We start from the raw sequence: 12,085 nt of genomic DNA, 5'->3' as shown, positions 1-12,085 counted from the left end.
ACGAGCCTACCCACGTACCTTGCGGTCGAAGCTGGCCTGGCAACATCGAGGTCCATGAGGGTTCTGGTGCAACGGGTTTCATCAGCCGCGGTGACCGTCGATGGCCAGGTGGTTGGCGCCATCCGCCCCGAGGGTCAGGGGCTGCTGGCGTTCGTCGGCGTGACCCACCGCGACGATATCGACAAGGCGCAGCGGCTAGCTGAAAAGATATGGAATTTACGGATTCTCGACGACGAGAGATCCGCCTCGGACCGCAACGCGCCCATCTTGGTGGTCAGCCAGTTCACCCTGTACGCAGACACGGCCAAGGGCCGCCGGCCATCGTGGAATGCCGCAGCGCCCAGCGCGCTGGCCGAACCGCTGGTAGCGGCGTTCGCCGAAGCCCTGCGAGGGCTCGGCGCGCACGTGCAAACCGGGTCGTTCGGCGCACACATGCAGGTGGAACTGGTCAACGATGGCCCGGTGACGGTAATGCTGGAGCTGTAGCAGAAAGGACGGCCCATGCCCGGACCTGAATTTGGGTCGCTTCGCTCCGACGACGATCAATGGGACATCCTCAGCAGCGTGGGCTACACCGCCCTGCTGGTGGCCGGATGGCGTGCCCTGCATGCCGTTGACCCGCGGTCCCTGGTCCGTGACGAATATGCAAAGTACTTCGTCATCGCGTCCGCCGACCAATATCTGACGGATCTGCTCGCCCAACCGGGAACCTCGGAGAGCGAGACAGCTTTCCCTCGCCTTTACGGCGTCCAAACCTGGTTCTTCGATGACTTCTTTCAGTCGGCCGGCGACGCGGGTATTCGACAGGCGGTAATTGTCGCCGCCGGTTTGGACTCCCGAGCGTATCGTCTTGAATGGCATTCCGGCACAACAATATTCGAAATCGACCTGCCTGAAGTCCTTGCCTTCAAAATGCGCGTGTTGAGCCAGCAGGGTGCTGAGCCCAAAGCGCAAAGACGCGAGATAGCTGCCGACCTGCGCACGAACTGGCCCCGCTCATTACAGGCTGCCGGCTTCGACCCGGAAACGCCGAGTGCCTGGTCAGTGGAAGGAGTTTTGCCCTACCTGACCGGCAAGGCTCAGGACGCGGTCGTCGGCCGAATCGATGAACTTTCTGCGCCGGGCAGTCGAGTCGCGATTGGCGCCCTAGGGTCTCGCTCAGACCGTCAGCAGTTTGCCGATTTAGAAGCCAGTCACCCCGGTGTCGATCTGTCTGGAGGCGTGGACTTCTCGGCTCTCACGTATGACGACAAGACCAATCCGGCAGCGTGGCTAGCGCGGCGCGGATGGACAGTCGAACCCGTCCGTACCACGCTCGAGCTACAGGCCGGCTATGGGATAACGCCCTCAGACGTTGATATTCGTATCGACAGTTCCATGCATTCCCAATACATCACAGCAGTTAAAGAGTCAGCAGCACCTTGACATCCTGCCCTGACCGGGACGCCGCGGTCGCATAGCCCTTGGCCGCTTGCGCGAGCGGCAGGGTCGTGGTGAATATGCCGTCAACGTGAAGGCGGCCCGATTGGAGCAGGCGAATCAGTTCCGGCCAGGTGCGGCCGCCCAGCCGGTGGCGAGATTGTCGGTGAGCAGAAGCGCCTGCTCGGTAGAGATCCCCTCCGGAATCTTGAGCAGCTGGAAGTCGGCGGCCGGCACGGCCAGCAGATCGGCCTGCGCGCCGCCCAGCGCGCCGGAGCCGAAAATCTGTGGGCCGAAACGACACATCGCCGGATCCTGGGTGGCGCAACCGGGGCATGAGCCGCAGCCGGCCACCGAGGGCACCATGACCTGGTCCCCGATCGTGACGGTCCGCACCTGCGCTTCCGCTTCGACGACCGTGCCGATCGCCTCGTGACCCAGTGCCACCGGCTCGGCGAGCGGATACTCGCCCTCGTAGAAATGCAGATCCGAGCCGCAGATGCCGGCAGCTCGCACCGCCACGATAGCTCCGTCGGAACCGGGCAGCGCCGGGTCCGGACGGGTATCGACTCGGATGCTGCGCGGTCCGTCGATGACTACAGCGCGCATGTCGGCACGCTCACTTTCGCTCTCGGAGCACGAATAAAGACAGTCCATGCAGAAGGTCAAGCTAGTGCCATGCGCCAAGCACGGGCCCGGCCATAGATGCGGCGCCGCTGATCGGTGCGACCTTGGTGGGTGTCCACCCGTCCCATGACGGGTCAGGCTACCGCAGGACATCAGGGCGTTAGAACATGTTTCTAGGTGCCGCGGAAGGCGTCGCGAAACAATAAGTGAGGCGCTAGCCGTCCTAGCCGGTGCCAGTTCGGCAAGCGGAGGTGAATGATCGTCGTGGCTCCATTATTTACGGCCTGCGGTGGGTTTCTGCTCGCTGTCTTGTGGATGGACCTGATTTTTGACGTCCAAGTTCTGAGGTACCGGCGCGCCAGTGACCAGCTGCCTGAGCCGGTGCTCGCGTCCATCGCGGGCTACTACCACCGCGCCACGACCACATCGCGTCCGATGAGCTGGCTGATCGCTCTGGTCATGGTGCTCTTGTTGGCTGGACTGGGGGTTGTGGCCGTTGGCGGTCATGAACCCGGCTGGTTGTTGCTGACATCGGCCGTGCTCGCGGGGGTCCCGGTCGGGCTGGCAGCGGTACGCACGGTGCCCCGCGCGGTTCGGCTCGGAAATCGCGTCGACAGCGTGACCGAACAGGCCCGCCTCGCGCGAGCTATCTGCCGAGATCACCTCGTCTGCATCGGTTGCATGCTTGCGTTTATGGTCCTGTGGCTGGCGTACAGCCTGGCGACGTGATGGGTTGTCGCCGCGACGTGCGCCACCTTGCTGACCTAGCCGGCGGCGCCGGTACTAAACTAGAACACGTTTCAATTCGGCGAGCGCCCCAGGAGTAGGCATGCACACCGCCATCTGTGACCAACTCGGCATCGAGTTCCCGATTTTCGCGTTCACCCATTGCCGTGATGTCGTGGTCGCCGTCGGCAAAGCCGGTGGTTTCGGCGTGCTGGGCGCCGTCGGGTTTACTCCCGAGCAGCTGGAGATCGAGCTGAACTGGATCGACGACCACATCGGCGATCACCCCTACGGTGTTGACATCGTCATCCCGAACAAGTACGAGGGCATGGATTCGCACCAGTCGGTGGAGGAGCTTGCCAAAATGCTGCGGGCGATGGTCCCCAAGGAGCATCTGGACTTCGCTCGCAAGATCCTCGCCGACCATGGCGTGCCGATTGAGGACGCCGACGAGGACAGCCTGCAGCTGCTCGGGTGGACCGAGGCGACGGCCACCCCGCAAGTTGAGGTCGCGCTGAGACACCCGAAGGTGACACTGATCGCCAATGCCTTGGGTACCCCGCCGGCGGACATGATTCAGCACATTCACGACTCCGGTCGTAAGGTGGCAGCATTGTGCGGCTCACCCTCGCAGGCCCGCAAGCACGCCGACGCCGGCGTCGACATCATCATTGCCCAGGGCGGTGAGGCCGGCGGGCACTGCGGCGAGGTGGGCTCAATCGTGCTATGGCCACAGGTAGTCAAGGAAGTGGCACCACTTCCGGTCCTTGCTGCCGGCGGTATCGGCAGCGGCCAGCAGATCGCTGCCGCCTTGGCGTTGGGCGCCCAAGGGGCGTGGACCGGCTCGCAGTGGCTCATGGTCGAAGAAGCCTCGAACACCCCGGTTCAGCAAGCGGCTTATGCCAAGGCGACCAGTCGCGACACGGTCCGCAGCCGTTCGTTTACCGGTAAGCCGGCCCGGATGCTGCGCAACGACTGGACCGAGGCGTGGGAGCAGCCGGACAACCCGAAGCCGCTCGGAATGCCGTTGCAGTACATGGTTTCCGGTATCGCGGTGCGGGCCACCAACAAGCACCCGGATGAGACCGTCGACGTCGCGTTCAATCCGGTTGGGCAGGTTGTCGGTCAGTTCACCAAGGTCGAGAAGGCCGCTACCGTCATTCAGCGCTGGGTGCAAGAGTACCTAGAGGCAACCAACAGACTCGACGCGTACAACGCTGCCGCCGTCTGACGGCAAGTCGCCGCAGCAAGCCCCGGAAAGCGTTGCCCTGATGCTTATTCGGTGTCTTCGTCCTTGCTGGTGAAAACCTCTTTGACTCGGTCGACCGCGTGAGTGGCGATGTCGATGGAACTCTGAACGATGCCGCTGGCGCCGCCGGCGATGTCGCCGCGAATAATGTCGCTGGCGTTCTCGACGATGTCCGACGCCTTCTCGATGGCATTGGTCGCGATGTCCTTAGCCGCATCGACTGCATCTTTGGGATTGATGGCCATCGGGGGGCTCCTGTTCGTTGGCGGGTGCTTGCTACGACTTTAGACCGGCCCAGGTCAGGCCTCGCCATGGTGGATCAGTAGTCGACCAGCGTCCGCCAGTAATCTTCTGGAATCTCCTCGCCGGACCGCAGCACTTGGGCCAGCCCGACGGCCATCGCGATCCCGAGCAGACCCAGCCACAATCCCGCCAGGGCGATGATCCACCACAGAACTGCGGTGAGTGCAGGCCACGGCGATAGCACGGCCAGCACCGGCGCGAAGAAGAAACCCGTCCCGATATACCACGCCGAGCCCGCACGATCCGACGTCAGGACAAACCGCAACCATCGCGGAATCGGAGAGTCAGCTGCCTGCGGTGCGGGCGTCATAAGATTAGGTCAATTGCTTACTCTTCGGGCGGGAAGAATCCTGCCCCGGTGAACCAACCGGCTTGCCATCCCTGCGCTCCCAGGCACAGCATCGGCAGACCGTCCGGGGTCTGCGCCGCCGCCTGCGGACCCGGGCATGGCGCTCCCGGCTGCTGCACTCCATATAGCGGATAGGAGATCACCCAGTAGCCCACCGTGGCTGCCGGGAACTGGTTAGGCGGCGGGAAATGACAGGCTTCGGCCTGTCCGCTGGGGCCCCGGCCGAAAATGAAGCGCTCGTAGTTGTCGCACGGCGCTCCCAGCGAGGCGTCGTAGTTCATCCCCGGCACGTCACCCTGATAGCGCCCGTTGTCGGCGCCCGCGACCGGCGCGACGCCGATCACGGCGCCGGCAATCGCTGCGGAAGTGAGCAGTTCCCGAATCATGTTCCACCCCTTCGCACCGGCGAGTTTCACCACAGCATAACGAGTGTGGCCTGGCCCACAAGGGCGTATGCCGCGCCGAGGTACTGCTTGCCCTAGCACAGGCCCGACCACCGCGCGGGAATCAGTCGTCGATATTGGCCATGCCCTTTTCTTTGTTCTTGGGGCTATCAAAGATGCAGAGCACTCCTCGGCCCGAAACTCACCACCGCTGAACACGTTGCAGTTATGCTGCGGCGATCCGGCCGAACTACTTCCCAACCACGGTGCCGCAATGGATTATGGCACTAGACGACGACTAACAGACTTCGCATCGAGGAGTGGTCCGTGTCCATGCCGAAGCCAATTGCCAACCCAGCCCCCAACCTGCCTCCCGGATTCGATTTCACCGATCCTGACATTTACGCCGAGCGGCTGCCGGTGGAAGAGCTAGCCGAGATGCGCCGGCGCGCCCCCATCTGGTGGAACGAGCAGCCCATCGGCTGCGGCGGGTTCGACGACGGCGGCTTCTGGGTAGTCACCAAGCACAAGGACGTCAAGGAGATCTCGCGGCACAGTGACGTGTTCTCCAGCCTGCAGAAGACTGCCCTGCCACGCTACAAAGAGGGCACGGTCGCCGAACAGATCGAGCGAGGCAAGGTCGTGTTACTCAACATGGATGACCCGCAACACAGCCGGCTGCGCAAGATCATCTCCCGAGGATTCACGCCAGGGGCCATTGAACGACTGCGCGACGACCTCAACGAACGGGCTCGGCACATCGTCGCGGCCGCGGCAGCGGAAGGTTCCGGAGATTTTGTGGAGCAGGTGTCCTGCGAACTCCCGTTGCAGGCTATTGCCGGGCTGTTGGGCGTGCCCCAGGAGGACCGGATGAAGCTTTTCCACTGGTCGAACCAGATGGTGGGCGACCAGGACCCAGAGTTCGCCAGCAATGACGGCCTCACCGCCTCGATCGAACTGATCATGTACGCCACGCAGTTGGCCGCCGAGCGGGCCAACAATCCGGGGCCGGATATTGTCACCAAGCTGGTCCAGGCCGACATCGACGGCCACAAGCTCTCCGAAGACGAGTTCGGCTTCTTCGTCATTCTGCTGGCGGTGGCCGGTAACGAGACCACCCGCAACTCCATCACTCAGGGCATGATGGCCTTCACCGAATTCCCGGATCAGTGGGAGCTGTACCAGCGAGAGCGTCCCACTACCGCGGCCGACGAGATCGTCCGGTGGGCCACTCCGGTCACTTCTTTCCAGCGCACCGCGCTGCGGGACTACGAATTGTCCGGTGCGCAGATCAAAAAGGGCCAGCGGGTGGTGATGTTCTACCGCTCGGCTAACTTCGACGAAGACGTATTCGACGACCCGTTCACCTTCAACATTCTGCGTGATCCCAACCCGCACGTGGGATTCGGCGGCACCGGTGCGCACTACTGCATTGGTGCCAACCTGGCGCGGATGACAATCGACATGATGTTCAACGCAATCGCCGATGCGATGCCGGATCTGGAGTCGATTGGCAAACCCGAACGGCTACGGTCCGGCTGGCTCAACGGGATCAAACACTGGCGGGTCGACTATCACAGCGATGTCGTGGCCAAATGCCCTGTTGTCCATTGATATTCAGGCTGACCAGGTAGGGGCGTCGACCCGAGGGCGCTTGGTCGTGACGTGCAATGTCTGGTGGTCTGCCGGCCACTGCGCTGGCCGGAAAAAGTCGCAACGAATAGAGTTGCTGTGTGAGCGAGAGGGCATGGTCCCTGGACCAATCCGACGGTGAGTTGATCGTTCGTACCGGTGTCGCGGGGCGAGCCGCGCGAATGGGTCATCGGCTCACCATCGCCATGGCCCGGTGGCAGGCGACAGTGCAGTGGGTCACTGACGAGCCAAGCAGCGCAGAGCTTTTCGTCGAGGCGGAGTCGTTGGAAGTGCTGCGCGGCGAGGGTGGCGTCAAAAGCCTGTCCGGTCCGGAAAAGGCCCTGGTGCGGTCTAGCGCCCTGAAGTCGCTCAGTGCCAACCGCTTTCCACGCATCCGCTTCACCTCAGATGCCATTGAACAGACCACAGCCGGATATCGCCTGACCGGGACGCTGGAAATCCGGGGAAAGTCAAATAAGCATGTAATCGACTTGCGCACAGAAGATCTCGGCGACTCATGGCAGATGACTGTCGAATCGACAGTTCGTCAGTCTGACTTCGGTGTCAAGCCCTACTCGCTGCTGATGGGCTCGCTGCAGGTTGCCGATGAGGTGACCGTCTCATTCAGTGCGGTTCGAGCCAAAGAAGACTGATCGTGCCGGCCAGGTTTCAGCACTGTGCCGATGGCCACCTGCACCGTATTCCGCGATTCGACTACTCAGGTGGCTGTGTTTCCGAGTCGCCGTAAGTGCCGGGGATGTGCTTGAGGACTCGGGTCAACAATGGTGGCCCATCATCGGGAGCCGGCTGAGGCGCAATCCCGCTCGGTTGCTCTTCGGCCGTAGAATCTGTGAGCTCTTCACCCGCGGTAAGACGGACGGGCTCCTGCTGTGTGGCAGGCCCTGGACGGACAGCGGGTGGCGCCTTAGCAGGCACGGGAACTGCCGGCGCGACCGCTTCCACCACGGCTGGCTTCGACTTGTGCACGACACGCCCCGCCGAATTGGGATGCTGGTCCGGGGCCAGCTGCAAACCTATCGCCAGGGAAACCGAGACCACGAACGTGACCGCGGCCGCGGCCAAGGTGGTCGCCGCTCCGGCGTAGTGCCGTGATCGCTTGGGCGCCACAGTGGGTTCACCGGCAGCTGCCAGCAGCCCCGCGTCGGTGAACTCGGTGCTTCGAGCCGCCGCCAACGCGGCTCCTCGCGCGATCGTCACCTGCGCCATAGTTTGCGCGAAAACCGGTACTGGCAAAGCGTTTTCGAGTTGCCAAGAAAAGTCCCTGACGTCACGGTCGGAACGGACCACCACCACGGCAGCCGGGTGCCATGAGCCGCGGTCGAACATGCCCGTCAGCCAGGAAGTCAATGCGTCAAAGCCACCGCGTACGTATTTGACGGCTGTTTGGGTCTCACCGTCATGGGTGTCCACCATGGCGACGGTCGCCCATTCGTGCTCGAGTATGCAGACTGCGGTTTGTTGGTAGCCGATGACTGGAGCGATCGCTTGTGCCAGCGTCTCGACGGCGTCCAGCAGTCGAACCGGCACAATGTTGTCGAATCCTGCCGCGGTCAATGCCTCCAGCAATAGCGCGGCTTGCGCAGAAGCTTCGTCATTCCAGGTCACTCCGATGACACGCACCCGATGATCGCACTCGGTTGCCAGTCTTGTTGCCCGCAATACTTCGGCTGCCACCTGCTCGGCGGTCTCCACCGCGGGTACGCCTGGACCGTCCTGCAGCTCAAACTCGTGGTGATCCAGGATGGTGCCTGCTGCGCCGTGTCCTTCAGCTAGGACCCATCCCACGGTGGTCGCTGTCACTGATAGCCCAAGTACGGTGTCCAAGAACTTTCCCTCAATCGTTCCCAGACCTCCGAGGCCCAACCACACCCCACCGCGCCAAGGGGCCCAGGTGCGGTGGGTGCGTGAGCGCCGGAACGGACCGGGATAGCTCGGTCTCCATCGGCTTGCCTCGACGAGACTACGCGGTCGACGCAACTTCGGCTTGCCCAGTGTGCAAATCAACAGGTGACTCACAACCCATGAGCTAGCGCCCACGGGTCGTCGCCATCGCCTGTTTTTCTGTTTTCGTGAGGTCGACTCGGGGGGTAACGCCGGCTAGCTTGCGACGGCTGCTCGACATAGCCCGTTTGCCGACACGTCCGTCGTTGCCGGTTAGCTCGTCGTCGTTTGTGGTGGCGTCGGCATCGGCTGCCACGATTGCAAGTGCATAACGCGTGCATAACGGCGGCGTGTGCGCCCGATCGGGTGGATGAGGCAAGGGCTATAAACGGATGCGGTTAACTCATCGTGGCCCGTAGCACAGTTGCTATGGCTGCGGCGGTAACCGATACACAACCGAGACGAGTTTGCGTCCAGATCGACATCGGGCCTACTCACACGGTAAGTTCTGCCGGGAGCAAGACGATATTAAGGAAAAAGGGGCACCTCATATGACAGACGTGAGCGGGAAGATACGGGCTTGGGGGCGTCGGCTTCTAGTCGGTGCGGCCGCGGCTGCGACCCTGCCGGGCCTGGTCGGATTCGCCGGCGGGGCGGCAACCGCGGGAGCGTTTTCCCGTCCGGGTCTCCCGGTGGAATACCTGCAGGTGCCATCGGCAGCGATGGGTCGCAGTATCAAGGTCCAGTTCCAGAGCGGCGGTGACAATTCACCGGCGGTGTACTTGCTGGATGGTCTGCGCGCCCAAGACGACTACAACGGCTGGGACATCAACACTCCGGCGTTCGAGTGGTACTACCAGTCAGGCCTGTCAGTCATCATGCCGGTCGGTGGCCAGTCCAGCTTCTACACCGACTGGTACAGCCCGGCCTGCGGCAAGGCCGGTTGCCAAACCTACAAGTGGGAGACGTTCGTGACCAGCGAGCTGCCGCAATGGCTGTCCGCCAACAGGAGTGTTAAGCCCACCGGTAGCGCCGCGGTCGGTATCTCGATGGCCGGCTCGTCGGCGATGATTCTAGCCGCCTACCACCCGCAGCAGTTTATCTACGCCGGCTCGCTGTCGGCCCTGTTGGATCCATCCCAGGGGATGGGGCCGTCCTTGATCGGCCTCGCGATGGGTGACGCCGGTGGCTACAAGGCGTCCGATATGTGGGGCCCCTCGAGCGACCCAGCTTGGGCGCGCAACGACCCAACCCTGCAGATTCCGACGCTCGTCGCTAACAACACCCGCCTTTGGGTCTACTGCGGTAACGGGACCCCGTCCGAGCTGGGCGGTGCCAACGTCCCCGCCGAGTTCTTGGAGAACTTCGTGCGCAGCAGCAACCTGAAATTCCAGGACGCCTATAACGCCGCTGGCGGGCACAACGCGGTGTTTAATTTCAACGCCAACGGCACGCACAGCTGGGAGTACTGGGGTGCCCAGCTGAACGCCATGAAGGGCGACCTGCAATCCGCTCTGGGCGCACGCTAACCACGTAACATCTCGCGACTACTGGGCTTGACGGCACTGGCCGTCAAGCCCAGTAGTGCTTTGAGGACCTCGAGCCCAGGTGGGGCTACCGGGCTCGGGTGAGCTGGTCGGTGATATCGATCCACGCGGTGGTGTCGCCGCGGTGGTCGTTCAGGTTCCCGCATGAGCCGTACAGACGAAGGATTCCCAGGCTGCTGTCGTCGTGGTGACGATAGAAGATCGCCGTGACCCCGTCCTTGGACAAGGTCTTGCCAAGTACATGCTGAACCGGCGGGCGCCCCGCCGCCCAGCCGTGCTTGGCTAGCGCTGCCGCGACTGAGTGCAAGTAGCTATCGCCGTACGCCCCGGCCGGCAGAACGAAGGTCAGGTAAATCGCGCCTTGATACGGTGGCTCGTCGCGGCTCTTACATGACATCAACAGATAACCCGCTGCTGTTGTCTGCAGCTCCGCAACGGCGACGATCTGGGTGGCGGCCTCGACAACCTGCGCCTGGGTTGCCGCGTCGCTGAGCGCGTTAGCGGGGTGCTCGAGAGTATTGCAAGGTGGGGACTGGCGCTTTTCCGCCCAGAGAAAAACTCCGCCGAGTAACAAGCACATCACCAGAGCAGCAGCAAGCGTGCCTTGCCCTGCCCGAGTGCGCAGCCATCCCCCGCTGGTACCGGAGCGCTGGGTCATCAGCCGGCGCCAGCGCTTTCCGCGATGCTACTGATCAGGCGTTCGCGGGGACTGCTTGAGTTGTCTGTCAGCATTTCTCGCGAAAGCCCTTGTCGTAACCGAGCTTTGGTCCGATTCGACCACGCGGCGGCCCGGCGCGACCGTGGGCACCAAGACACTCGACTTTCATACACTCTGTACGCGACTTCCGTACTGGGAGTCTGCAAGTTCACGCCAAGGATAGCTGAGATGCCATTGGTCTCGCTAAACAAGCCTCGCTAAACAAGCCTCGCTAAACAAGCCTCGCTAAACAAGCAATGCCCACATACCGAGGACGGGGAGCCGGAGGAGGTGCGCATTCCGAACCGCGCAGCCAGCGCTGGCTGCAGCAGCCCATTGACGGGATCGGTGCAGTGGCGAGGTCCGCCTCGGCGTTCACCTCGCTGCGTCGTGCTGCTTCCGGGGATGTATTGATCGCCATCGATACCTCTCCACTCATGTTTGATGTCCGTCTCACAACCACAGGTCAGGTCCGCCCGCATTGATGCATTGATCGACGATTATCGGAATTCTCCTGCGACCACCAGGCTCGAGTGCTCCCAATCAGTCGATGTCAGCTTGACGCAAACGGCGGACGCCGAAGTCCACCGACCAGATAATCAATCTGATGATTGTTTATATCTGGATTGTGCCCCGATTGGGGAACAAGAATGCGACGCAACTGCCCCGAGTCCGCCCATTGCTGTGCCAACCGAAGGCCCGCGCCCGCCAAGCACGTCGACCCGGATGCTCACCCGCGTCTTCGGCGATCAAGCCGTCGCTACCAAGGTGATCGAGTACAGCCGGTCCGCCCGACGCGCCCCGGGATCTGGCAGCGTCACGGTCAACAATTGACATCCGTCAACACTAAGATTATGTCTCATGCTCCGCTTAACTGGAGTTTGCTGGTGCCGCCGGCATGCCTCGCCGAGCTGGGCAGCGCCGGCAGCGAAACGATTCCGGCTAGCCGGTTGGACAACCTGTACCGACGCGCCTTGTCGACCGCGAGTCGGTCGTACAGCCAGCCTCCGCCGCCGGCTTGATCGACTCGTCTAAACATCGTTTGCGCCAATCTCAATGAGGCAGTTCACCGATCTCATAAATTGTTCTAATCGGTAACGCTCTGACTACGGCCGGCGAAATCCCGGGCATGACGAGCATCACCAAGCCCCTCATCAAGGCCGGGTTGGCCGCCGGTTTCACCGCGGCTTCGATGTCGCTGTCGACTGGTGTCGCATACGCCGACTTGATGAACTGGGAAGCCGTTGCGGA

At 62.5% G+C, this 12,085-nt stretch carries 13 protein-coding genes and 2 pseudogenes; 8 read left to right on the top strand and 7 right to left on the bottom strand.

The features are described from left to right. Positions 1–54 precede the first annotated feature (54 nt). Complete coding sequence (dtd, locus tag F0Q45_RS20290; RefSeq protein ID WP_149655653.1) at positions 55–486, top strand: D-aminoacyl-tRNA deacylase; 432 nt, start codon at positions 55–57, stop codon at positions 484–486. A gap of 15 nt (positions 487–501) precedes the next feature. Further along, entirely contained in the window at positions 502–1,425 is a 924-nt protein-coding gene (locus F0Q45_RS20285) for a class I SAM-dependent methyltransferase (RefSeq protein WP_149655652.1), read from the top strand. A gap of 129 nt (positions 1,426–1,554) precedes the next feature. Here the strand turns inward: F0Q45_RS20285 and F0Q45_RS20280 are convergent. Then, positions 1,555–2,028, bottom strand: a pseudogene (locus F0Q45_RS20280) (alcohol dehydrogenase catalytic domain-containing protein); the annotation flags it as partial. 282 nt (positions 2,029–2,310) lie between these two features. Between F0Q45_RS20280 and F0Q45_RS20275 the strand changes: the two are divergent. After that, positions 2,311–2,775 (top strand): hypothetical protein, encoded by a 465-nt coding sequence (locus F0Q45_RS20275; RefSeq protein ID WP_149655651.1) that lies wholly within the window; start codon positions 2,311–2,313, stop codon positions 2,773–2,775. Between the two features lie 100 nt (positions 2,776–2,875). Further along, positions 2,876–4,003 (top strand): nitronate monooxygenase, encoded by a 1,128-nt coding sequence (locus F0Q45_RS20270; protein WP_149655650.1) that lies wholly within the window; start codon positions 2,876–2,878, stop codon positions 4,001–4,003. A gap of 44 nt (positions 4,004–4,047) precedes the next feature. Here F0Q45_RS20270 and F0Q45_RS20265 read toward each other — a convergent pair whose 3' ends face one another. The 3 genes from F0Q45_RS20265 to F0Q45_RS20255 all read right to left on the bottom strand — a co-directional run bounded on the left by F0Q45_RS20265 (position 4,048) and on the right by F0Q45_RS20255 (position 5,059). Beyond that, complete coding sequence (locus F0Q45_RS20265; protein WP_149655649.1) at positions 4,048–4,266, bottom strand: Rv1893 family protein; 219 nt, start codon at positions 4,264–4,266, stop codon at positions 4,048–4,050. A gap of 74 nt (positions 4,267–4,340) precedes the next feature. Then, positions 4,341–4,634: a hypothetical protein gene (locus F0Q45_RS20260; protein WP_149655648.1), complete on the bottom strand. Its 294-nt coding sequence runs from the start codon at positions 4,632–4,634 to the stop codon at positions 4,341–4,343. 17 nt (positions 4,635–4,651) lie between these two features. Then, on the bottom strand, positions 4,652–5,059 hold the full coding sequence (locus F0Q45_RS20255) for a hypothetical protein (protein ID WP_149655647.1): 408 nt from the start codon (positions 5,057–5,059) through the stop codon (positions 4,652–4,654). A 330-nt stretch (positions 5,060–5,389) separates the two neighbouring features. Here F0Q45_RS20255 and F0Q45_RS20250 point away from each other — a divergent pair, with 330 nt between their 5' ends. Next, positions 5,390–6,670 carry a cytochrome P450 gene (locus tag F0Q45_RS20250; RefSeq protein ID WP_149655646.1) on the top strand — a complete coding sequence of 427 codons (1,281 nt, stop codon included), beginning with the start codon at positions 5,390–5,392 and terminating at the stop codon, positions 6,668–6,670. Positions 6,671–6,789: 119 nt separating this feature from the next. Further along, positions 6,790–7,341, top strand: a complete 552-nt coding sequence (locus F0Q45_RS20245; protein WP_262491083.1) for a YceI family protein — start codon at positions 6,790–6,792, stop codon at positions 7,339–7,341. 61 nt (positions 7,342–7,402) lie between these two features. Here the strand turns inward: F0Q45_RS20245 and F0Q45_RS20240 are convergent, their stop codons facing one another. Beyond that, a complete protein-coding gene (locus tag F0Q45_RS20240; protein ID WP_149655645.1) occupies positions 7,403–8,533 on the bottom strand; it encodes a DUF7159 family protein in 1,131 nt (376 codons plus the stop codon). A 608-nt stretch (positions 8,534–9,141) separates the two neighbouring features. Here F0Q45_RS20240 and ag85B point away from each other — a divergent pair. Beyond that, positions 9,142–10,119, top strand: a complete 978-nt coding sequence (gene ag85B, locus F0Q45_RS20235; RefSeq protein ID WP_149655644.1) for a diacylglycerol acyltransferase/mycolyltransferase Ag85B — start codon at positions 9,142–9,144, stop codon at positions 10,117–10,119. An 85-nt stretch (positions 10,120–10,204) separates the two neighbouring features. On the opposite strand, the gene F0Q45_RS20230 is transcribed toward ag85B, so the two are convergent. Together F0Q45_RS20230 and F0Q45_RS20225 are read right to left on the bottom strand one after the other, a co-directional pair. Continuing rightward, a complete protein-coding gene (locus tag F0Q45_RS20230) occupies positions 10,205–10,795 on the bottom strand; it encodes a hypothetical protein (RefSeq protein WP_188113046.1) in 591 nt (196 codons plus the stop codon). 898 nt (positions 10,796–11,693) lie between these two features. Then, the gene (locus tag F0Q45_RS20225) at positions 11,694–11,873 is read right to left on the bottom strand and encodes a hypothetical protein (protein WP_149655643.1); all 180 of its coding nucleotides are present in this window, start codon (positions 11,871–11,873) and stop codon (positions 11,694–11,696) included. Between the two features lie 90 nt (positions 11,874–11,963). Between F0Q45_RS20225 and F0Q45_RS29975 the strand changes: the two are divergent. Beyond that, a pseudogene (locus F0Q45_RS29975) lies at positions 11,964–12,085 on the top strand (transglycosylase family protein); the annotation flags it as partial.

Origin of the sequence: Mycobacterium simiae, from assembly GCF_008370645.1 — a bacterium.
Lineage (GTDB): Bacteria > Actinomycetota > Actinomycetes > Mycobacteriales > Mycobacteriaceae > Mycobacterium > Mycobacterium simiae_A.
Note: the sequence above shows the minus strand (reverse complement) of the source record. Positions and strands in the feature narration are given on the sequence as shown.